This window comes from Mesorhizobium sp. LNHC229A00 (genome assembly GCF_000502415.1).
Taxonomy (GTDB): Bacteria; Pseudomonadota; Alphaproteobacteria; order Rhizobiales; family Rhizobiaceae; genus Mesorhizobium.
On record NZ_AYWQ01000017.1, the window covers coordinates 38,085 to 60,896 of the forward strand.

13 protein-coding genes are annotated in these 22,812 nt (G+C 57.8%); 4 read left to right on the top strand and 9 right to left on the bottom strand.

Annotation, left to right across the window (positions count from 1 at the left end; all coding sequences use genetic code 11):
- Positions 1-48: 48 nt before the first annotated feature.
- The 7 genes from fumC to X742_RS0138120 all read right to left on the bottom strand — a co-directional run bounded on the left by fumC (position 49) and on the right by X742_RS0138120 (position 8,235).
- On the bottom strand, positions 49-1,455 hold the full coding sequence (fumC, locus tag X742_RS145035; protein ID WP_031248352.1) for a class II fumarate hydratase: 1,407 nt from the start codon (positions 1,453-1,455) through the stop codon (positions 49-51).
- A 55-nt stretch (positions 1,456-1,510) separates the two neighbouring features.
- A complete protein-coding gene (locus tag X742_RS145030) occupies positions 1,511-2,473 on the bottom strand; it encodes an enoyl-CoA hydratase/isomerase family protein (RefSeq protein ID WP_023774400.1) in 963 nt (320 codons plus the stop codon).
- A gap of 269 nt (positions 2,474-2,742) precedes the next feature.
- Positions 2,743-3,396: a response regulator gene (locus X742_RS145025; protein WP_198019246.1), complete on the bottom strand. Its 654-nt coding sequence runs from the start codon at positions 3,394-3,396 to the stop codon at positions 2,743-2,745.
- 42 nt (positions 3,397-3,438) lie between these two features.
- A complete protein-coding gene (locus X742_RS145020; RefSeq protein WP_023774402.1) occupies positions 3,439-3,813 on the bottom strand; it encodes a response regulator in 375 nt (124 codons plus the stop codon).
- Positions 3,810-6,890, bottom strand: coding sequence for a PAS domain-containing protein (locus X742_RS0138115; RefSeq protein ID WP_023774403.1), 3,081 nt, complete (start codon positions 6,888-6,890; stop codon positions 3,810-3,812). The genes X742_RS145020 and X742_RS0138115 overlap by 4 nt, the downstream gene beginning before the upstream one ends.
- A 1-nt stretch (position 6,891) precedes the next feature.
- Positions 6,892-7,548 carry an MEDS domain-containing protein gene (locus tag X742_RS145015; RefSeq protein WP_023774404.1) on the bottom strand — a complete coding sequence of 219 codons (657 nt, stop codon included), beginning with the start codon at positions 7,546-7,548 and terminating at the stop codon, positions 6,892-6,894.
- A gap of 321 nt (positions 7,549-7,869) precedes the next feature.
- Entirely contained in the window at positions 7,870-8,235 is a 366-nt protein-coding gene (locus X742_RS0138120) for a response regulator (protein WP_031248355.1), read from the bottom strand.
- Here X742_RS0138120 and X742_RS1000000175250 point away from each other — a divergent pair.
- The 3 genes from X742_RS1000000175250 to X742_RS145010 all read left to right on the top strand — a co-directional run bounded on the left by X742_RS1000000175250 (position 8,149) and on the right by X742_RS145010 (position 13,505).
- On the top strand, positions 8,149-8,409 hold the full coding sequence (locus tag X742_RS1000000175250; RefSeq protein ID WP_023774406.1) for a hypothetical protein: 261 nt from the start codon (positions 8,149-8,151) through the stop codon (positions 8,407-8,409). The two genes, X742_RS0138120 and X742_RS1000000175250, sit on opposite strands and share 87 nt — an antisense overlap.
- A gap of 595 nt (positions 8,410-9,004) precedes the next feature.
- Positions 9,005-12,571, top strand: coding sequence for a PAS domain-containing protein (locus tag X742_RS0138130; protein WP_051407698.1), 3,567 nt, complete (start codon positions 9,005-9,007; stop codon positions 12,569-12,571).
- 337 nt (positions 12,572-12,908) lie between these two features.
- Positions 12,909-13,505: a redoxin domain-containing protein gene (locus X742_RS145010; RefSeq protein WP_031248359.1), complete on the top strand. Its 597-nt coding sequence runs from the start codon at positions 12,909-12,911 to the stop codon at positions 13,503-13,505.
- Between the two features lie 393 nt (positions 13,506-13,898).
- Here X742_RS145010 and X742_RS145005 read toward each other — a convergent pair whose 3' ends face one another.
- A complete protein-coding gene (locus tag X742_RS145005; protein ID WP_031248360.1) occupies positions 13,899-15,197 on the bottom strand; it encodes an epoxide hydrolase family protein in 1,299 nt (432 codons plus the stop codon).
- A gap of 462 nt (positions 15,198-15,659) precedes the next feature.
- On the opposite strand from X742_RS145005, the gene X742_RS145000 reads away from it, so the two are divergent.
- Positions 15,660-16,520, top strand: coding sequence for an alpha/beta hydrolase (locus X742_RS145000; protein ID WP_023774410.1), 861 nt, complete (start codon positions 15,660-15,662; stop codon positions 16,518-16,520).
- Between the two features lie 715 nt (positions 16,521-17,235).
- On the opposite strand, the gene X742_RS144995 is transcribed toward X742_RS145000, so the two are convergent.
- Positions 17,236-22,725: a trifunctional serine/threonine-protein kinase/ATP-binding protein/sensor histidine kinase gene (locus X742_RS144995; RefSeq protein WP_023774411.1), complete on the bottom strand. Its 5,490-nt coding sequence runs from the start codon at positions 22,723-22,725 to the stop codon at positions 17,236-17,238.
- Between the last annotated feature and the right edge of the window lie 87 nt (positions 22,726-22,812).

Sequence of the window (22,812 nt, forward strand, 5' to 3'; positions counted from 1 at the left end):
GCCGGCAACAAGCGCTGACGGCTCGCGCATGGCGAACTGACGCGATCCCTAGACACGGGTCGCGACGTAAGGTTTGACCATTTTCTCTGGGTCGACCACGTGGTCGAACACTGCTTCGGAAACTAAGCCAAGCTTCAGCGCAGCCGCCTTGAGCGTGACATCGTTGTCCATCGAGTAATGTGCAATCTTCGAAGCCTGATCGTAACCGATAACAGGGGAGAGCGCGGTCACCAGCATCAGGGACTCGCTCACATACTGGGCGATCTTCTTCTTATTGGGCTGCGTACCCTCGACCAAGAACGTACGGAAATTCGTGCAACTGTCCGCCATAATTGTGATCGAATGGGCGATGTTATGGATGATCAGGGGCTTGTAGACGTTCATCTCAAGATAACCGCTGGCCCCTCCGAACCCGACCGCGACGTCATTGGCCATCACCTGCACGGCCACCATGGTGAGTGCTTCGGCCTGGGTGGGGTTCACCTTGCCGGGCATGATGGAGGAGCCCGGCTCGTTCGCGGGTATTATGAGTTCGGCGAAGCCAGCTCGTGGTCCGCACGACATCAGACGGACGTCGTTGCCGATCTTGTACAAAGAGGTTGCCAGCGTGCGCATCGTGCCAGAAAACTGCACGAGCGCATCGTGCGCGCCCTGAATGGCGAACTTGTTGGGCGCGGTTACAAACGGAAGCTCGGTTAGCTTCGCGATTTCAGCCGCCGCGGCTTCTGCGAAACCTGGTGCGGAATTGATTCCCGTGCCTACCGCCGTCCCGCCAAGCGCAAGGCGATAGACCCCGCCCAGCGAAGCCTCGAGCCGATCAAGGTCGTCGGCCAGCATCCCGGCATATCCCGACCATTCCTGACCGAGAGTCAGCGGTGTCGCATCCTGCATGTGGGTACGGCCGATCTTGACGATATCCTTCCATTCCTCCGACTTGGAAAGAATGGCTTCGTGAAGACGGTCGACCGCCGGGATCAGACGCTGCTTTGCATTGGTCGCCGTTGCGATGTACATCGCGGAGGGAAATGAATCATTCGACGACTGCGCCATATTGACATGGTCATTCGGATGGACTGGCGTCTTGCTCCCAAGGGCTGTCCCGACGAGCTGGCAGCACCGGTTGGAAATCACTTCATTGACGTTCATATTGAACTGGGTGCCGCTGCCCGTCATCCAGACATGAAGCGGGAACATGTCTTGATGCTGTCCGTCAAGAATCTCCTCACAGGCCTGCACGATCAGTCGATGGATCTGATCATTGAGCCGCCCGCCCGTATGGTTTGCATTGGCAGCACCTTTCTTCAACACGGCATAGGCCGCGATCATTTCGCGTGGGATCAAATCCTTCCCTATGGAAAAATGATCGAGAGACCTTTGCGTCTGGGCTCCCCAGAGTTTGTCGGCTGGAACATCTACCTCGCCCAGACTGTCGGTCTCTTTGCGCATTTGGGTCATGGCCGCTCCTCCTCATAACGCATGAGGTTGTTCCATCGAATTCCGGCTTCGAACACTATTCCCTATACCTGGCTGTGTACTGCTCCAGGTTCTTCTCGAGGTCGCCGGGCTGCTGCAAACCTTCATCAACAAGCACCTTCACACGCGCCTGCGCTGCAGGTCGTTGCACGGAAGTGATAAATGCGTCCCAGCCCGGCTGCATTTCCGAATCCGGAGGCAAACTAGCCTGATTGATAAGCCTCTTGGTGTCAGCGATCGCCTGCCCATCGAACGAAGCGATGCGCTTCGCCAAGGCGTCGACAAATCCGTCCAATTCTGAATCGGGCAGCGCCCGGTTCACATAGCCGTAGCGCTCGGCAAGTTCGCCATCAAAACCCTCGGCACCTATCAACATCTCCATAGCGCGGCCGCGACCTATCAAGCGAGGCAACCGAGCCATCGGACCGCCGCCTGGGACGAAGCCGGCGCCGACTTCAAATTGCGACAGAACCGCCTTCTCCCGACTTGCAAAACGCATGTCCGCCGCCAGCGCAAGCTCACTACCGATACCACTCGCTCGTCCACGAATTGAAACAATCGTCACTGCCCTCAGGCGGCTGAGGCGCACCATGATGTCGGGCACAGGATGCATGCCCGTTGGCCCCGGTTTCATGCCACTGGAATCCTTGAGGGGACTCAAAAGGTCGTAATGAGCGATGAAATAGTCTGGAACCGCGCTGTCAAACACCACAACCTTGACCCTCTCATCCGCTTCGATCTGGCCAACAATTTTTGCAAGCTCGCGCACTTCGGAGGGACCAACGATATTAAGCGGCGGATTGTTGAAAGTGACTTCCCAGTAGGCCTCACTCTTGCGTGTCAGGCGGATCTTCTCCGTCGTTGTGCTCAATGTCGCTGCAAGCGGTGCGCTAGCAGTACTGGGCACCTTTGATTCCTCTCCGAAGACGTGCGCAGACCCTTGCAGGACTGCGACAACAGAAAACAGCAACGCCGACTTTTGGAGTTTATAATGTTTCATAGCCACCTTGACCTCGTTAAACGCTTAAATCCGCACCACTCCTCATAGTCAAACCCCAGCGAAAAACCGCCGATCATGGCGCTTTCCCACTTTAATCCCATACATTCTTCTAAATATACTTGTAGTGCGCTTCGCACACCCCAATAAGTGCACGAGGATCGCCAGCAAGGCGATAGTACGATGGTGTCGTCAATACCTTGGGATTGTTGGGGCTTCCCACCGCGCGTTGGCGTTTGAATTGATACGCCGGGCGCGGAGAAAAGCCTCTACTAGGCGATGCCGAGCCGGGCCGCCATGTTCACCAGTTCAGCCAGCGATCGGGCTTGCATCTTGCGCATAGCCTGACCACGATGCGCCTTGACCGTGATTTCGCTGATACCAAGCTCAAAGCCGACCTGTTTGTTCAACAGACCCGAGACGACCAGCGCCATAACCTCTTGCTCGCGACGGCTGAGCGACGCGTGGCGATCCCTGAGGGCCTGCAACTCAGAATCCAATGCGAGTGCGGTCTTGCTTCTTTCGAGTCCCAGCTTGATGGCATCCAATAGTTCTTCGTCGTTGAATGGTTTGGTCAGAAACTCGACGGCTCCAGCCTTCATCGCCTTAACCGTCATAGGTACGTCGCCGTAGCCGGTTATGAAAATAATGGGCATATCGGCACGCTCATTGGCCACGAGCCCCTGCAGGTCGAGCCCACTCAGATCGGGAAGATTGACATCCAGGATCAGACAACTCGGAATCAGTGCCCGGGGGCGATTGAGGAATTCCTTTGCTGAACCGAACGCCTCCGAGCGCCACCCCGAGGAGCCGATGAGCAACTCCAGCGATTCGCGTACCGAAACGTCGTCGTCCACAATGAACACGACGGATGTGTCGCCCGACATCGCTCCACTGCCCAGATCAGCCGTTAAAACCGTATACATGGCAAATTATCCTCCTAGACCGGCATTAACAATCCACCACTTTCAAACCTTGCAGAGCGCCAGATGAAGAGCCTCCTGAAGGGCCCGATCACTGAATGGCTTGGACAAGCACTCAACCGCACCCTGTTCGATGAGACGACGCCGCATCGTGCTGCTCCTCTGCGCGGTTATGTAGACGATCGGTATCTCCTGCCCGCGACGCGTTAGTTCCACTTGAAGTTCTGGGCCTGTCATGACGGGCATGGTCACATCGAGAACCAGGCACTTGGTCTCCTGGATGTCATCAGACGCCAGAAACTCCGTTGCCGAAGCAAATGTGTCCACGCTGAAGCCCAGCTCCTTGAGCAAACCTGGTAGGGACTCGCGCACCGATTTGTCATCGTCAACCAATGAGACCAGTGCACCCGCGGGCTTCATCTCGCTCCCACTGATTTTCGAACATCGCCGACCGCAGACGCCGTACTCACACTTACATTTTGCGCTGACGATCGCTCGCTGGAGTATCCGGGCACGGAAAACGTGAACGTCACCCCCGGACCATCATTCGCTGCTGCCCATAGGCGCCCGCAGTGGCTCTCGATAATCGAACGGCTAACGGACAAACCCATCCCCATGCCGTCATTCTTGGTGGTGTAGAAAGGCTCAAAGAGCCGCTCTGGACTGTCTGGGCCGAAACCTGTGCCGGTATCCTGTACAGATAAGCGCACATGATCATCTGCATCCGGCTCGGTCTTGATTATCAACTGCCTGGGGCGATCCTCGACCCCGTTCATGGCGTCCGCCGCGTTGCGCAGCAGGTTCATGATCACCTGCTGAAGCTGGACACGATCGCCTGCAACGAGCGGCAGCCCCTCGGCAAGTTCGGGCTGAAGAACCACGCGACTGCTCTGGAGGTCACCCGACGACAAGGCGATCACCTCTCTTGCCGCCTCGTTCAAATCCACCGGCTGAACGGTAGGAGCTCGCTTGCTGAAAAGGGCGCGCAATCGCGTTATCACATCTGCGGCTAGATTGCCGTCGCGTATGGTGCGGCGGGCGGTTTCGCGCGCCCCGTCGATATTTGGAGGATCGGCCGCCAACATGCGGAGGCAGGTGCTGGCGTTGGTAATGATCCCCGACAACGGCTGACTGACCTCATGGGCTATCGAGGCTGTCAATGCTCCGAGGCTCGAGACCCTGGTTACATGGGCGAGTTCAGACCGCGCCTTACCAAGCGCTTCTTCCGCCTGCCGCCGCTCCGTCACGTCCTGAACCGCAGTGAGGCATTCCATCCGGTCATCCTGATGACGAATGACCCGGCCAAAGGTGCGTAGATATTTGACCCTGTTATCTGGCATTCGTAACCGGATCTCATAGCCCAGATAGCTTTGGCCGGCGCGAACCCGAGCCATCTGGGCAGACAGTGACTGGAGGTCGTCCGCATGGATTCGCTCACGAAACAGCTCAAGCGTTACCGGGGATTTCGGATTGAGTTCGAAGATATGATAGAGTTCCTCGGAAAAGGCGATTTCGTCGGTGTCCACGCGCCATGAGAACGCGCCGGTGGAACTTAAGCGTTGGCCTTCCGAGAGCAACGTTTCGCTCCGGCTGAGCGCGGCTTCTGTGAGAGAACGTTCGATTGCGATGCTGGCGATCTGTGTGGCGTGCGCAATGAGATCCTGATGGTGCTGCGAAGGGCTCGCGGGCTTCCGTCTTATGATGCAAAAAGTGGCGAGCACCCGCCCTTCTCTGGAACAAATCGGCGTGCTCCACACCGACCTGTACCCGTGCTTCAGCACATGTAACCGCACAGGCGAGCTGTGCCAGCGCGGATCAGATTCCATGTCCACCGCGACCACCTGCGTTTTTTGATACGCCGCTATACCACAAGGCAACAGATCACCATCGACGGGCATGCCGGCAATCGGGGCGCTGTAGTCGGACGGCAAAGAAGGAGCCACGGCATATTCGAATGTCGAGCTGCTCCAATTGATCAGGTGGACATCACAGAAGCAGTCGGGGGCAGCGTTTTCGACAAAAATGCACAACGCGCTTAGAACGTCCCGAAGCAAACTGCCCGACGCGATCATCTCTAGCAGATGCTTTTCACTGGCGAGAAAAGCTTCCGCCTGCTTCCGATCCTCAATATCGTGACTGATACCGTACCAGCGGATCACCTTCCCCGCTTTGTCATGGACCGGCACGCGACGGGCAATGTGCCAGCGATATGTCCCATCAACAGCACGCACACGGTACTCATGCTCGAACGGCTCCCCGGTCGCGACACATGCACGCCATTTGCTCTCTTCAAGTTCGATGTCATCTGGGTGGATTGTACTTCTCCAGCCACCACCCGCCAAATCGTCCGTTGAGAGACCTGTAAATTCACGTCCACGCTCGTTGATAAAAATACGCGTACCGTCGGCTGCGAAAGCACCTGCCAGCGCCGGAATGCCGTCGATCGTTCGTTGAAGTTCACGTTCGGCTTCAACTGCTTTTTCCTCGGCGCGCTTGCGTTCATCGATGTCGACGTTCACCCCGTACCATTTCGCCACATCGCCGTGTTCATCTCGCGTCGGATTGGCGCGGAGCAGAAACCACCGATAACTTCCGTCAGATCGACGTAACCGAGCTTCAGCCTCTCCTCCTTCACCAGAAGTCAAAAACGTCTTCCACGCAGTGAGCAGCCCAGTCACGTCGTCAGGGTGGATCGCAGCCGTCCAGCCCCAACCTTGCCCCTGCTCCGCCGAAAGACCAGCGTAGTCGAGATAGTGCTGGCTCAGAAACTCGGTATAGCCGTCCGGGCGAGTCGACCAAGCCAGGGCTGGAATCGTATCGATAATCAGCTTCAGATCGTGCTGGCTTGCCGCGAGGGCTTCCTCGCTTCTGCGCAGTGCTTCTTCCGTCCGGCGCCGGTCCTCGACTTCCTGCGTCAACGTTTGATTGGCCGCGACGAGATCACCTGTTCGTTCCGTCACGCGCCCGTCAAGTTCCTTCGCCAGTCGCTTCTGTTCGCCCAGTTGATAAGCCCCCTGGAGCGCAACGACCGCCTGGTTTGCAGCAACTTTTAAGAGAAGCCCATCTGTCTGGTTCGGAAAGTCTGACCTCTGCGCCCCTGTGACCACGACTCCGACTTCGCCTTGCAGGCCTAGTAGCGCCAACCCGGCGAAGAATTCGACGCCTTCGATGCGGATTTGCCCGCTCGGCGGCCATTTCGATATGGCTTCGCCAAACATCTGATAAAGGGCTCGCCCAATTTCCTGAGGCTTCACTTGCACCATCGAATGAGCGAACCGCGCGATCTCGATCGGCCATTCGGCGTTCGGGTCAAACAGACGTACATAAATGAAATCAACCGGCAACATGGCAACCAGCACGTCAAGCAAGGTGCCGGCGATCTGGGGGGGATTTGCACCGGACCAAATCGCGGGAAGAGCAAGCAGGCTCACCAAATCATTCATGGAGCGCTTGAGCCGTTGAATCTCCTCGCCGAGGGGCTCTATCGCCGATTCCATGCTAGATCGTCGTCCCGTCAGGCGTCATCTGCCCGACCCGCCGTTGACGGACCTCGCGAAGGAAGTCCTCCGGCAGCATAAAGAATGGATTCTGTTGCAAAATGCCGCCAATGACAATCATCGGATGTGTCCGCATCATGTCGACGACCGTATCCCCGCCAAACTTTGCCAAGTCGTACACGCAGATAACCGCGTCATCGTGACGGAACCATACGTCGTTTACTCGCGCTTCAAACTCGACCAGGTCGTCAATATGCGACCTCACCTCAGCGGCCCAATCCATGTGGCAGACAATGCGACTGAGCGGAAATCCACTCCCGGCGTTGCCGCTAGCCAGCATTTCAAACACCTCCAGCATCCGGTCTTGATCGAACCGGCCGTCCCGCAGGTAGGCTTCGGTGTTGGTGCGAAACTCAAGCTGGCCGTTTTGCTCCGCGGCCGCCGTGTCGATGCCTGCCGTTCTTAATCGGTGCAAATGCCTGCAACGCTCGCCTGGATTTACAATGTGAATGGTTTTGTCGCCGCATGCGAAACCATCCTCCATGAAGGGAAGCAACACACGAAAGGCTTCATCATCGCCGTTGAAAAATGCACAGGCATGGCGCGTTTCCCCAAGTTGGGATCCCGCAAAAGAAATGGGGGCCGCAGTCTTCTTCATGAGCGTCGTCGCCTAGCCGAATGTGCCTGCCTCGCAGTCATAGATGCACGCGGCCGATACGAACGTCTATTATGCGTTGGTGTCGATTTTGACTGAGAGATCGAGACGCTCGAGGTGAAAAGGGCTTGATGCCTTATGACGCCTACCGAGGTTCGGGCGCTAGCGCGGAGTGAGGAACGGGCACTGCTGCAGGGCGGGCTGTCGGAAGACCATCCGTAGCCAGGACGCGATGACCGCGAGCCGGGCTAAATCGGACACAGAACCAGAAACAGCATTGGTCGCGAGGCGGACCGGCTCATGAGTGACGTCAGCTTCGGGCGGTCAGCGCATGACTGCATTGATCGCATCGAGCAGCGCAGTATCCGTAAATGGCTTCAGCAGGCATTCGATTGTCCCGCTTTGGCGCAGACGACGACAAAATTGCTCGTCGCCATGGGCCGTAATAAAAACGATTGGTATCTGCCGGCCTTGTTGCGTCAGCTCGCGTTGGAGCTCAATTCCGGACATGCCCGGCATTGCGATGTCGAGGACCAGGCACTTGGTTCGATCGATTAGTTTCGAAGCAAGGAATTCTTCCGCAGAGGAAAATGCCTCCGCTCCGTGACCAAACATGCCAATCAGGTCGGGCAGCGCCTCACGCACGGATTCATCATCGTCGACAACAGCGATAATTGCGCGTTCTATCATTATGCACTTCCGATATTATCCGCCAAACTCGGCGGCACGTCCCTAAACCTGTTCGCCGAAATTCTCATCCTCCGCGAAATAAACGCAAGCCAGGATGAAGAGGCAGAGTGCGTCAGGCCAAAACGCTCCGGCATCCGCACGTCGATGCTGATGCCGGCCGCCGCGCCAGCTTGATAACCCAGTCGTGCCCGCGATCGCCCCAGTGTAATATGCGTAAAATCGAGACCGCATCTGGCAATAATCTTGTTTAGCAATTGGCCGGCAACTCGATCGAGGTCGGCAGGTAGGACGCACAGGATAGCAAGATTGCCTATATCTGTGAGGCGGCGGAGCTGACGCTCTCTGTTCTCAGCCAGGAGAGCGCCGGATGTCATCATTACCTTGCAGTTTGCTTCGAGAGCTCATTGATAAGCCGTATCGCCTGTACTGACGTCCTCACGAAAATCCCCGGAACGAACGGACTCCACCCCCCGCCACAGGCCAAAGTGCCCCCACTCGTTCCGAAAATCCATAGCACCTTGGTATCGACCGGGACTTTTCCATACTCTTGGATTGGTGAGCCGACACCAAGGCATAATGGACCACCGCAGCGAGTGGGTGCACACTTGCGGGCGCGCGTGCACGCCAGCATCTTGGGAGGGGGAGCACATGAATACGACAGGGCACGAACACGATACGTCGCCGGCAGGGGGTCTTTCGGAGATCACGGTCTAATATGGGACGTCAACGCGAGGGTGTTAGCGCGGAAACTGAGCGTCTGAACCGGTGCATGAATAACCTGGCCAGGTTGGTTGAGGTTCCGACTTTGCTGAGCGGCAACATTGTTTCCGAAGTCGTTTGCAAATTGCTCGATACGCTCATGGATATGCTTCGGCTCGATTTTGCTTACGTCCGACTGAACCAACCGGCGCACGAGGCGCCCGTCGAAGTGGCCCGTGCGGGCCAGGAGTTTTCCGTCTCGCCCCAAGCGATCATCAGCCAGTTTCAAGGGCTCACCGATGTTGACCTGGCTAACTGGCCATCGCCGAAAAGCTTTCAAGGAGACGCTCATATATCGATCGTGGCCTTGCGGCTGGGGATGCTGGCCAACATCGGAGTTTTGTTTGCAGGGTCACGAAGAGCCGATTTTCCACTGCGGACCGACAGCCTCGTTCTCAACGTAGCCGCAAACCAAGCAGGCGTAAGGTTACAGGAGTTGCAACTGTCGAGTGACCGGAAACGTCTGGCCAAGAAAGCCAATGAGATCGCGGAAGGGGAGCCATCAGAAGTGGCCGTCCGCGAAAGCGAAGACAGTGCCAAACTGATAGCGGACAGCATTCCGGCTGGGATCGCGGTTCTGACACCGACCGGCGAGATCGAAGCCGTAAACAGCTATATCGCTGGATACTTCGGCAAACCTCAAGATGAGCTAAAGCGATGGGAGACCGCGGAAACGGTTCATCCTGCGGATCTTCAGCGTGTCGTCGACTCTTTCAAACATTCGATAAAGGCCGGGAAGCCATATGAACTCGAGACGCGACTTCTCGGCGCCGATGGCAAATATCGCTGGTTTCAGATTAGGGGGCTTCCACTCCGGGATCGAAATGGGCGCATCATGCGCTGGTACGCTCTGCACATCGATATCGACGAGAGGAAGCGGGCCGAAGAAGCACTGCGGGAGAGCGAGGTCAATCTCCGTAAGATCATCAATACGATCCCCACATCCGCATGGTCTACCCTGCCGGACGGGTATTGCGACTTCCTCAACGACCGCTGGCTCGATTATGCGGGGTTCACAGCGGAACAGGCGGAGGGATGGGCTTGGGCGGCTGCCATTCATCCCGACGATGTGAGTGGGCTGGCCGAATATTGGAAATCGTGCCTCGCATCCGGCACACCGGTCTATGTGGAAGCGCGCATTCGTCGTTTCGACGGAGAATACCGCTGGTTCCTGTTCCTCGCCAACCCGTTGCGCGATGAATCGGGTACCATCATCAGATGGTACGGAACAAATGTCGACATAGAAGATCGCAAACGGGCAGACCAAGCGCTGCGGGATAGCGAAGTCAATCTCCGCAAGATCATCAACACGATTCCGACGTCGGCATGGTCGACCCTGCCGGACGGGTATTGCGATTTCCTCAATGATCGCTGGCTCGACTACGCGGGTTTTACCGCCGAACAGGCGGAGGGCTGGGCCTGGGCGGCCGCGATTCATCCAGATGATGCCAGTGGTCTGGCTGAGTATTGGAAGTCATGCCTCGCATCCGGCACACCGGTCTACACGGAAGCCCGTATTCGGCGCTTCGACGGAGAGTATCGCTGGTTTCTATTTCTGGCCAACCCGTTGCGCGATGAATCCGGTGCCATCATCAGATGGTACGGGACGAATGTCGACATAGAGGACCGCAAACGAGCGGACCAGGCACTGCGCGAGAGTGAGCGCAACCTGAGACAGATCATCAACACGATTCCGACGGCTATATGGTCTACCCGTCCGGACGGGTACTGCGACTTCCTTCACGATCGCTGGCTTGACTTCACCGGTCTGTCGATGGAGCAGGCGGAGGGCTGGGGTTGGCGAGTTGCAATCCATCCAGATGACTATGACGCGCTTGAGCGATTTTGGACGGCATCTCTCACATCAGGCACTTCGGGTGAAACCGAAGCGCGTATGCGACGTTTCGATGGCGAGTACCGTTGGTTCCTGTTTCTCGGCGACACGTTGCGCGACGAAGCCGGAAACATCATCAGGTGGTATGGAACGAACGTTGAGATCGACGATCGAAAACGCGCCGAGCAGGCGCTGGCCGAGAGTGAGCGCCAATCACGGCTTATCGTGAACACAATTCCGGGTCTGGTGGCTATTTTCAATGCAGACGGAGAACCGGAAAGTCTCAACAAGCAGTTCCTCGAATACCTTGGCCAGACACTAGAAGAATTTGCAAACTGGGCAGCCAACGGCACGGTCCATCCAGATGATCTGAAGCGCCACATCGACGCTCTCACGCGAGCGCTCGAGACTAGTCGAGAGATCGACTTTGAAACCCGGCTCCGACGGTTCGATGGCGTCTATCGCTGGTTCCAGCTCCGAGGCCAACCACTTCGAGCCAGCGATGGATGCATTGTCCGATGGTATGTCCTGATGACCGACATCGACGATCGCAAACGCGCCGAAGAAGAGCTCCGGCGCAGCGAGGCGTTTCTAGCCGAGGGCCAGAACCTCGCCCGAATCGGGAGTTTTTCCTGGGATGTTTCGAAAGCGGAGATAGTGTGGTCGGAGCAGCTCTATCGAATCTTTGATCTGCAGCCGGGCCTGCATGTGACGCTCCAACTGATCGGAAGCCGCTTCCATCCCGAGGACATGCCAATGCTGGGGGATATGATTGAACGGGCGGGACGCGGAGAGGACGACCTGGAATACCGGCACCGGATCATCACGTCCGACCGATCCATGAAACACCTGCACCTGATTGCGCATGGCATGCGAAACTCGAATGGTGGGATGGAGTACATTGGCGCGATCCTCGACGTCACACAACGCTGGCTCTCTGAGGAAGCGCTAGAGAAGGTGCGAACAGAGCTTGGACTGGCTATGCGGATCATGAGCCTAGGCGCCCTGACCGCTTCTATCGCGCACGAGGTCAACCAGCCAATCGCGGGGATCATCACCAACGCCGGGACATGTTTGCGAATGCTGGCCGACGACCCACCAAATATAGATGGCGCTCGCGAAACGGCGCGCCGGACCATCCGCGACGGCAATCGTGCAGCCGACGTGATAAAGCGACTGCGTGCGCTCTTTAGCAAGCAAGCGGCCGTCGTGGAGCCCGTGGATCTGAATGAGGCGATCCGCGAAGTGATTGCACTATCTTCGGGAGAGCTTGAGCGGAGCAGCGTGTCACTTCGTACTAAACTTGCCATCGGACTCCCAATGGCGGCTGGCGACCGTGTCCAGCTTCAACAGGTCATTATGAACCTGCTGCGCAATGCAGTGGACGCCCTAATGACCGTCAATGATCGCCCAAGGCGGGTGGTCATCGCGACCGAGCTTGGCGAAGACGGCAATATCCAACTTTCCGTGCAAGATACCGGTATTGGCTTCGGCGCTCAGGACATGGAGCAGATTTTTGAAGCTTTTTACACCACTAAAGCCGAGGGCATGGGGATAGGGCTTTCGGTTAGTCGCTCAATCGTTGAGAACCATCACGGCCGTATTTGGGCAGAGGCGAATGGCGGGCCAGGCGCAACTTTTTACTTTTCAGTTCCCGAATTCCTGGAGAACCGGACATCTCAGAATGCCGGACTCGTGCCAACGCCATGCGGCGGCGGCACCGGCACGCAGCGGGGCTTTTAACCACTAGGTACGGCCGTGGTCTTGCATGGATCGACTGAGATGCGACCGATGTCCGCGAGGATACTTAAAGTGCCGCTTCAAGGATCGCCATATTCTCTTCCACGGTGCCGCCACTTACCCCAACGCCGCCAATCGCCTCACCCTCGCTGATAAGCGGTGCCCCGCCTGCAATCGCACAAAACTTCCCTTGGGGATTCCATAGTGGCGGTCGCCATATCATCCAATGGTATTGGCAACACTATCGTATAAATGGATTTTGTCTCCCTCCTGCATTTGTAATCTCTTTGCCCATTCGCCTGGTGGTTTGAATTTTGACTGACAATCAGCGAGGATGAATATGCGGTCCGATGTCATTCCCGGGTCTGTTTTTCCGAACTACGAGCTTTCGGATCACACCGCTGCAAGGCGAACGCTTTCCGAGTTACAGGGAGGCGACCCCCTGGTCCTCGTTCTCGGCAGGGGTGGCTATTGTCCCAGGGACCGCCGGCAGGCTGAAGGGCTGGTCCAGCTCCATCGTGAAATGGAAGTGGGTTACTGCCGGCTTGTCACCATCACCACGGACAATCTTCTGGAGACGAACGAATATCGCTCTGGGGTTGGCGCCCATTGGCCTTTTCTCTCGGACCCGCGGCGCGTTGTACAGCAGGACCTCGATATTGCCGAGTACACGGATCCCGCTCACAACCCCATGATCCCTCACGTTATCGTCATGGAGCCGGGGCTTGTCGTCTACAAGATCTACAATGGGTATTGGTTCTTCGGGAGACCCACCGTGGAAGAACTCAGACAGGACATGCGAACGGTGACCATGAAGTGCCGGCCGGATTGGGACATCACCACGCCGGACCTTCGGGACGCGTGGCAGGCGGGTCGTAAGGAACTGTTCTACCCCTACGGAAAGACTCGCGCTCAAACGCTTCGCGAACAGGAATGATTTTGAAGATTGTCCGCGCGTATGGGGGTTGGACGCTCTGTCCGCCGCTCAATCGCTGGTCACCACTCCAGTCGCCCTGACCGTTTTCCAGCCGGCCACCACATGCTCGATAACGTGAATCGGCTGGCCGCAACTGAGCCTCCACGACGCGCGACGCCAAGGGCGCCGCGAGCAAATTAATTGCCAATGAAGTGGCTCAATTCAGAAAGCACAAGCTACCCCATCGCTCGCCGCTTGACGCTCACTTGATCAGAGATTGGACCGAGAACCGGCCGCAACGACCAGTATACACCCATCTGGAAAAACAAGCGCCCGCCCCACCTGTGGCGGGGGCGGGCCGCAGCGCCGACCTCCCCTGAAGTCAGGGGAGCGGACAAGTCTCCACGGGCAGGGTCAGGCGCTACGCAACGACCCAAACGCGGCCCGAAGTTCGTTGGCGAAAACCTGCGGCTGTTCCCAGGCCGCGAAATGACCTCCCTTTGGGAGACGGTTGTAGTAGATCAGCTTGGGATACGCCTTCTCGGTCCAGCTCCGCGGCGCCGTGTAGATCTCGTCCGGGAACGCACTCACGGCGGTGGGTAGCGCCACGCCTTTCGGCGCGAAGAAGGCCAGCTTGCTTTCCCAGTAGAGGCGCGCCGACGAGACTGCGGTGTTGGTCAGCCAATAGAGCGCGATGTTGTCGACGACGTCTTCCTTGGACAGACCCTCGGACTTCCCGTCGAAGACGCGGGCGATCAGGTCGTAGCTACGTGCATCGTGGTCGAGCATCCAGGCTGCCAGCCCGATCGGCGAATCGGCCAGTGCGTACAGCGTCTGTGGCCGGTTCGCCATCTCTTGAGCGTAGGCCAACCCATGCTTCCAAAAGAAGTCGAGCTGATCCCAGGCGTAGCGTTCGTCGGTCGACAAACCGGACGGCGCAGGCCCGCCCGCCGCGAGCGCACTCGACACTTCATCCGGCAAGGTGGCCGGCATGTTCGTGTGGATGCCGACGAGACCCGGCGGCGTCTGTAGGGCCATCTGCTCGGTGACAGCATTTCCCCAATCGCCGCCTTGCGCCACATACCGCGTGTACCCGAGGCGGACCATCAGCTCGCCCCATGCCCGCGCGATCCGGATCGGATCCCAGCCGGGTGCCGTCGGCTTCCCCGAAAAGCCGTGCCCCGGCAGCGAGGGGATCACCAGGTCGAAGGCGTCAGCAGCGCTGCCTCCGTGGGCAGTCGGATCGGTCAGGGGGCCGATGATCTTCAACTGCTCGATGATCGAACCCGGCCACCCATGGGTGACAATCGCCGGCAGCGCGTTGGCATGCTTGGAGCGGACGTGGATGAAGTGGATGTCCAGCCCGTCGATTTCGGTAACAAACTGCGGCAGGCCGTTGAGGTAGGCCTCGCATTTACGCCAGTCGTATTCAGTCTCCCAGTAGTGTGCCAGTGCCTGCATTGTCGCGAGCCGAACGCCTTGGGTGGTGTCGTTCACCGTCTCGCGCTCGGGCCAGCGCACGGCTTTCAGACGCTGCTTGAGGTCGGCCAGGTCCGCGTCCGCAACGTGGATCTGGAACGGGCGGATGGCGGCAGATGTACCGCTCGTTGAAACGCTCTCGGCGAACCCCGCCGAGGTAATCATTGCAATAGCCCCCGCGGCGGATGCCGCGAGGACTTCCCGACGGGTGGACATCGAAGACATTGGTGACATCTGTACCTCCTCATGACTTGGCCAAAGCTGCTCGCATCGAGACAACACCAATCCATCAGGCCAGTAAGTTCCTGTCGGCTCTATTGAACGTTGGTATCGCCGATACCTAGGTATGCTTCCGCGTCAAACGCATCTCACCGCAACGCCCAGGCTCTGACACGTGACCTCGAGGTTGATGCGTGAGGAGCTTGCGGCGGACGGCGCCAAGGGTGGGCGCACCCCCGCTCTCCGTCGGTACAATGGTATCGGCGATACCTGGGTCCAATGGAGCCGGACTTCAGAGCCAAGCATGATGCAAAGCATTAAGAAATGGATTTTTCTCCGCTGGGGGGTGCTGCCGCGATGGCTTGTTGGCTGGCCTGAAAGACACGGCTGCGGCAGGACTGCCCGCCGCTGCTTAGGGTTGGAATGCCCGAAAGCAAAACCTTCCCACCCTCTCAATCAAGCAAAGGTAGTAAGACGATGAGCACCATCACGGCCAAGGACGGTACCGAGATCTACTACAAGGACTGGGGTAAGGGCCCGGTTGTGACATTCTCGCACGGCTGGCCGTTGAATTCCGACGCCTGGGACGGCCAAATGCTCTTCCTCGCGCAGAACGGTTTCCGCGTGGTCGCGCACGACCGACGCGGCCATGGCAGGTCCAGCCAAGCCTCCACCGGCAACAACATGGACGGTTATGCCGACGATCTCGCCACCGTGATCGACACGCTGGACCTTCAGGACGCCACATTGGTCGGACATTCGACAGGAGGGGGTGAGGTCGCTCGCTATATCGGACGGCACGGGACAAAGCGCGTCGCCAAGGCAGTTCTTATCGCCGCCGTTCCGCCGATCATGCTCAAGACAGAGGCCAATCCAGAAGGACTGCCGATCGACGTGTTCGACGGCATTCGCGCTGGCCTCGTCAAGGACCGGTCGCAATACTACAAGGATCTGGCCGTCGCATTCTACGGCGCCAATCGGGAGGGCACGAACGTCTCGCAGGGCATGCTCGCCCAGTTCTGGCTCTGGAGCATGCAGGCCGGCCTGCTCAACGCCTACGAGAGCGTCAAGGCCTTCTCCGAGACCGACTTCTCCGAAGATCTGAAGAAATTCGATATCCCGACCCTGGTTCTGCACGGGGAAGACGATCAGATCGTCCCGGTAAAGGATTCGGCGCGGAAGTCGGCGAAGCTGATCAACGGCGCCAAGGACATCTACTACCCGGGGGCGCCTCACGGCATCACAGCCACGCACCAGGATCAAATTAACGCCGACCTGCTTGAGTTCATCTCAAATCATGATCGCGCGTCGTCGGCAATTCCGTGGAGGAGCCAATGACCATCTTTGGCAACCTTTCGCGGACCTTGAACCGCGTGTCGGGCGGCGCGCGAGGCCAGACGTTGTGCGCTCGCATAGCCGAGCGGTCGCCTGCATGCTGGTTCTGTCGGCTTATGTCACGGATTGTAGAGCCGAACCATCGCGCTATCGAGTTGGCGCGCTGGCATAGGCGCGGAACACGGGCCTCGGTACGGTTGCCGTACGAATAGCCACGGCTGCTAACGACAACGGAGCCTATGCCGATGATTGGCGGGCTGGGTTCAGGCATCGATCGTCATCGAGGCAGGGAACCCGTCATCCTTTGAGGAAAGGGCATTTCTGGAATTCCTGGAGGCCTCTGGCCGCATTATGAGCGTTACGGCTGACACATTCGGTTGAGGTCTCCGAGGCCCCAGGATTGAAGTGAAATTTGAACCGTTAGTTCGCATGGCAGGTCTTCGGTGTGCCGAAGTTTGGCCCGCGGAAATTCGCAAATTAACTGTGGCGGTACTGTCAATCTAGCGGAGCACTCAGCCTTGAGCGGTCCTACGAACACTAGTCCCGATCCGGTCTCAACCCTTTCAGGACGCAGTGGCCACTTAGGAAAGTGGGCTTTCCTTGACGGAGAGCCTATGTCCTGAGTCCCCCACTGGCGCGAATTTCAGACTAGGACCTCATTATTTCCGTAGTTTCGACGGCCCCATTCAAAATGGCCCAGCCAGTCGGGTTCGCCTTTTTAGCGGGCCTGGGCCTCAGATGGGATCTCAAGCGGTTTTTCCCCGATTGGCAGCATCACGGAAAACACGGCGCCATGAGGTTTGTTCGGCGTTGCCCAGAGCCTGCCACCATGCGCGTCCACGATCGAGCGACAGATCGGCAATCCCATCCCCAAACCGTTGGACTTGGTCGTGTAAAACGCCTCAAAGATGCTCTCTGGGTTAGCCTGAGACAGACCCGGGCCCGTATCACTTACCGAGAGAAGGACGCCGCCTGACTCAGCCTTGCTGGTCCTGATCGTCAATTCGCGCAATCCCTGCTCAATCTCGCTCATGGCTTCAATGGCGTTCATGATCAAGTTCAGGATCACCTGTTGCAACTGGACTCTGTCCCCAAAAATGAGCGGCAGGCCCTCTGCCAGTTGCATCTTCTGAAAGACCCCTTTCTCTGACATCGGAATACGGGCTAGAGCCGCAATTTCCAAAATTGCTTCGTTGATTTCCAAGTCTTCCTTTCGAGCCGGCGCATTCTTGGAGAAGTCACGAATCCGGCTCACAATGTCACCGGTTCGCTTACCATCCCTGATAATCCGGTCGATCGCGTGCTTGACCCCTTCCAAATTTGGCGGCTGACGGCCGAGCAAGCGCATCGCGGTTCCAGCATTCATAAGCGTGGCAGCGATAGGTTGATTGACTTCGTGGACAATGGACGCGGCGAGTTGGCCCATCGTCGCCACGCGGTTGGCGTGCACCACCTCTGCCTCGGCGCGTTTTCGCTCCGTCAGGTCCAAGACGAAGGCCACGCCCTGATGTCGGAGTTCGTCGAAGGTGGCCCCACCCACAAGCACGGGCACCAGCTTGTTGTCACTCCGAAGAAGGTCCTTTTCGTAAGGTCTGCAGGTTCCAGTAGAAGCCATATCCGCCAAGGCGCGTTCGTCGGCTCCCCTCCATTCGGCCGGAGTCAAGGAGGTCCAGCGCAGGCTGCCGGAAATAACATCTTCACGGCTATACCCCACGATATGGAGAAAGGCCTCGTTAGCCTCCAGGATGGGACCGTCAAGATCAAAGATACATATTCCGATGATATTGGAGTCGACAAGGCGTCGAACCTTCGCCTCTCGTTCTTGGAGATCGCTATAGAGACGTGTGTTCTCAAGCGAGATCGCTGCTTGCGCGGCCAGCAGTTCCAGCACAGTAATTCGGGACGGTGTGAACGCGTGTGAAGTCAGCGCATTTTCAAGGAGGAGAATTCCGGTCAACTCCCCTTGTTTGATGAGCGGCACGCAGAGGATCGACTTCGATTGTCGGTGGCGCAGATAGTCATCAACGGAGAACAGGTTAGGTTTGGAGGCATCATCGAGAATCACGCTTTCCCGTGTACGGATGACGTAGCGGACGAGGGATTCTGGACAGGTAATCGGGGTGATCGGTTCTTGACGCATGATGACGTCGATCTGATCTGCGGTCGCTCGCGCCTCCGCTTGGATCAAATATTCATTCCCTGAGGGCAGGATCAAAAGGCCGCGATCCGCGCCTGCGTTCTCGATCAAGGTCTTCATCAGCCGCTCGATCAATCTAGGCAACTCGATCTCACTGGACAAAGCCTGACAGGCTACTACGACACTCGCAGCATCCAGATGTTGAACCGGTGAGCCAACGGCATCACGTTGCCCTTCCGGAGCTGCCAGGTGCGGATAAAGCCGATCGAGCTGCGCCGCCTTGCCGTGTGCGCCCCAGCGGAGATAGCAGCGCTGGGCCTTGCGCAGATGGGCATTGGCGGATGTCTCGGAGCCGCGCGCGTTGTAAAATCTGGCCGCCAACTCACAGGCCAAGCCCTCGTTCTGCACGAAACCTTGGTCGCGAGCCGAGCAAATAGCCTGCTCATAAAGCTGCATGGCCGCGGCGTCCCGTCCTTCAACACGGGCGATCTCCGCAGCCAGCAGGGCATGCTTGTCATCGAAAGTCGGTGGATAATTTTCTGTCCACTCGCTCAGTTGCTCCAGATGCAGCGCCAAGACATTATGCCATCCTCGCTTCTCGCCGGCGGAGGCGTTCTCATAGAGTGCGGACATCGTCAGCGCGGTGTAGTAGAAATAGTCGAGACGCTGGAAATGAACGGGTGCTGCCCAAAGCAGTTCTTTCGCCTTCTCGGCTGACGTGAGCGCCTCGACGTAGTCGCCCGACAAGAACCGGGCTTGTAACTTGAGGATCCAGTATAGGCACGCCGCCGTGGCCGTGCCATCAGCAGTGATTTGCGCTTCGAAGTTCGCTCCGTCAAACTGCGCATCACTGAACGTGGAGAAGGTTAAGGTACGGCCTTGCATGGTCGCAATGAAGTGTTGCTGAGCCACGATTACGTTAGCGACGTCATGGAACCGAGCTTTCCGGACAAAGTCCAGGCCCATTTCCGCCTCGCGCCAGACCGCGTCGAGCGGATCGCTCCGCATCAGAGAGTTGGTGATCGACTTGTCCATGCAGTAGCAGGCGACGGTCAGATCACCGGTATCGCTTGCTATGCGAAAGGCCGTTCGCAGAAGATCTGTCGAGGTTGCGATCGGTTGTGTCCAGACGGCGACTACTCCTTTCGCATGGTAGGCCTTCCCGCGGTACGCGACGAAGCTGTGCTTATCGACAAGTTCGCAGGCGAGCTCGGTGAATCGATAACCTTCGCTGTAACGGCGAAATACTGGTCCGAGGATTTGGCCAAGATCGGCATAGCCATGGGCGGATGCGCCGCTTGTTCCGTGCTCCATGGTCACCTTCCCCATCCGGCACGCGAGCAAACACCACAAATGGAAGTCAGTATGATAAGCTGGGGAGAGGAGCACTGACAGCACGTCCATCGCGGCCAGCATTTCTGGATCTGTCATCATTGGCAGGTCAATCAAGCTTTCGATCGGGCGCCCGCCGAGGGTCTGCCAGACCATCTTGTATTCGGCCTGGACCTGCGCCAGTGTTGGATGCGCCGCGACGTCAATGCCGAACAGTCGCAGGCAGGAGAGTGCGCTGTCGACTGCTTGGGCGTTTTCCGATTTCAGAGTATAGAGCAGGACTTTCAGACGGTAGGTGATTGCAAGATCGACTTTGGACGCCGCGCGTTGCGACAAATCCACCAACAATTGCTCGGTTTCTTCGAAATCGCCGATCAAAAAATTGCACTCTGCACGTTCGAACCAGAGGCTGAACGTTAGCTCGTACTGGCTGTCCCAGCTTTTTTCGTCGAGCATGGCCAGTCCGGCCGCTAGATACACGCCAGCAGACGCATAGGCAGCCGACGCTTTGGCCTTTCTCCCGGCCCGCAGGTTGAGCGTCGCCAGCTGGGCTTTCTCCAGCGGGTCGGTCAGCAGTCCAGCGCCTCGATTGAGCTGACCGACGACATTGAAGAGATGCTCGGCAACCTGATCACCCGACATGTTCGCCAGCAGCGTGCGGCCGATGAGTAGGTGGGTGTCAACGCGGAGCTCGTCGGGAATGAGCGAATAAACCGCCTGTTGAATTCGATCATGCAGGAACCTGTATGCGCCGTCCAGCTGATCGATGAGACCAGTGTAGACGGCTTCCCGGAGCGTCGCGTGCATTGCTTCCTCTGGTCCATTTTGTACCAGAGTTAGGGTGGCTATGTGGGCGACGTGGCCTATACAGGCGAGTTGTTTCAGCACTTCCAGGGTGGGCGGAGAAAGCCGCTTCAGCTTTTCCACCATGAGATCCACCACATTGTCGGTATAGCCCTTCGCATGGATACGATCGAGTTCCCAACGCCAGACTTGCGCAACGGGGTCAAACACCAGCAAACCCTCGTCGGCCAACTCCATCAAGAATTGGATTGCAAAGAATGGATTTCCGCCAGTTTTTTCCTGAACGAGCTGCGACAAAGGCCACGCGCGCTCGATGTCACACTGCATCGCACTCGCGGTAAGCTGACCGACATCGTTGAGACCGAGGGAAGCCAACATTATCTCACCCACCCTCGCATTTGCCTTTTTGATTGCATCCAGCGTTCGAAAAAGCAGGTGAGCGGGACCGACCTCGTCATCCCGATAGGCGCCAACCAGTAGAAGGTGCCGCACTTCCGGGTGCGTGATTAAATGCTCGATGAGGTCGAGCGTGGCCGTATCCAGCCACTGCAGATCATCGAGGAACAAGACGAGCGGATGATCCGGCTTGGCGAACGCACCAAGGAAGCGGCGGAACACCAACTTAAATAGATTCTGCGCTTCTTGGGGTGGCAGGTCGGAAACGGCCGGCTGTTTCCCGATGATGAACTCGACTTCGGGAACGAGGTTGACGATCAGCTGTCCGTGCGATCCAACCGCCTCAGTCAAGACACGCCGCCATTGGTCCACCTCCGCTTCGCTCTTGACGAGAATCTGCCGGACCAGAGTTTGGAAGGCCTGTGCGAGGGTTGAGTATGGGATATCCCGCTTGTATTGATCGAACTTGCCTGCTGCGAAAAGTCCGCGCGACGGGACAAGGACCTTATGCAATTCGCTTACCACGGAGGATTTGCCGACGCCGGAATAGCCGGATATCAGCACGAGTTCCGAGATGCCTTCGGCCAAGACGCGATCAAAGGACGCAAGCAGAGAGTCGATCTCACGTTCCCGCCCATAGAGCTGTTCCGGGATCATCAACTGGCCCGATGTGTCATGCGCCGCCAGCGGGAAGGGTTCAATGCGACCATGCAGCTGCCATTCCATCAGACAGCGGCGCAGGTCAGCCTCGACGCCCCCGGCGGTCTGATAGCGTTCCTCCGCGGTCTTCAGGAGAAGCTTCATCACGATTGACGACAGCACCTGCGGAATTTGGCTTACCCTCTCGCTGGGCGAGTCGGCGAGCCTCGCAATATGGCAGTGAACCCACTCCATCGGATCTGAAGCGGTGAACGGCAGCCGGCCGGTCAAGATTTCGTACAGCGTGATACCCAGAGAATAGAGATCACTCCGAGAGTCGATAGAACGGTTCATCCGTCCGGTCTGTTCGGGAGCCATGTACGGGAGTGATCCGGCGATAAATTCGGGCGCTTCAGGCGACTGACGCTGGCGGGGGAGCCGGGATGCGACCCCAAAGCCGGTAAGCCACACGTGACCGAAGTCGTCGACAAGCGCGTTCGCCGGGTTGATGTCCTTGTGGATGAGGCCTTGCCGGTGGACTTGGCCAAGCGCCGCTGTCATACCGATGGCTATGCGCAGGAAGCGGGGCAGATCGATCGGGTGTCCCTTGTGCTGCTCTATTGCCCGATCCAAGGGTTCACCGCCTGGATCCTGAAGAATGAGAAGCATTCGCCCTTGGTGACGAGTCATCGCGAGGGGCCGAGCCGCCCACGCTGGATCAAGCTCGCTCGCCAACGAGTATTCGTGCTCGAGCCGCCGGAGACTGTGAAGCGACGGCTGCTCAGCAGCGACCGCCACCGCTAAGATCGGTACCTGGTTGCCGCGCTCTATGCCGCGGTAGAGCGTGAACTCCGCCCCTTCGCGAAGCGGCTCCAATGCGTACTCCGAATCCTCAGCCATTGAGATTCTTGTTGCTCGGAGATTGAGCTCTTGCTCGGAAAGAGAAATTGGCCCGCGAAAATCCGCAAATCAAGTGGAACTCTGCTG

Excerpts from the sequence above, each read along its gene's own strand:
- fumC (WP_031248352.1), bottom strand. The coding sequence starts at position 1,455 with ATGACCCAAATGCGCAAAGAGACCGACAGTCTGGGCGAGGTAGATGTT.
- X742_RS145030 (WP_023774400.1), bottom strand. The coding sequence starts at position 2,473 with ATGAAACATTATAAACTCCAAAAGTCGGCGTTGCTGTTTTCTGTTGTC.
- X742_RS145025 (WP_198019246.1), bottom strand. The coding sequence starts at position 3,396 with ATGTATACGGTTTTAACGGCTGATCTGGGCAGTGGAGCGATGTCGGGC.
- X742_RS145020 (WP_023774402.1), bottom strand. The coding sequence starts at position 3,813 with ATGAAGCCCGCGGGTGCACTGGTCTCATTGGTTGACGATGACAAATCG.
- X742_RS0138115 (WP_023774403.1), bottom strand. The coding sequence starts at position 6,890 with ATGGAATCGGCGATAGAGCCCCTCGGCGAGGAGATTCAACGGCTCAAG.
- X742_RS145015 (WP_023774404.1), bottom strand. The coding sequence starts at position 7,548 with ATGAAGAAGACTGCGGCCCCCATTTCTTTTGCGGGATCCCAACTTGGG.
- X742_RS0138120 (WP_031248355.1), bottom strand. The coding sequence starts at position 8,235 with ATGATAGAACGCGCAATTATCGCTGTTGTCGACGATGATGAATCCGTG.
- X742_RS0138130 (WP_051407698.1), top strand. The coding sequence starts at position 9,005 with ATGAATAACCTGGCCAGGTTGGTTGAGGTTCCGACTTTGCTGAGCGGC.
- X742_RS145010 (WP_031248359.1), top strand. The coding sequence starts at position 12,909 with ATGCGGTCCGATGTCATTCCCGGGTCTGTTTTTCCGAACTACGAGCTT.
- X742_RS145005 (WP_031248360.1), bottom strand. The coding sequence starts at position 15,197 with ATGTCACCAATGTCTTCGATGTCCACCCGTCGGGAAGTCCTCGCGGCA.
- X742_RS145000 (WP_023774410.1), top strand. The coding sequence starts at position 15,660 with ATGAGCACCATCACGGCCAAGGACGGTACCGAGATCTACTACAAGGAC.
- X742_RS144995 (WP_023774411.1), bottom strand. The coding sequence starts at position 22,725 with ATGGCTGAGGATTCGGAGTACGCATTGGAGCCGCTTCGCGAAGGGGCG.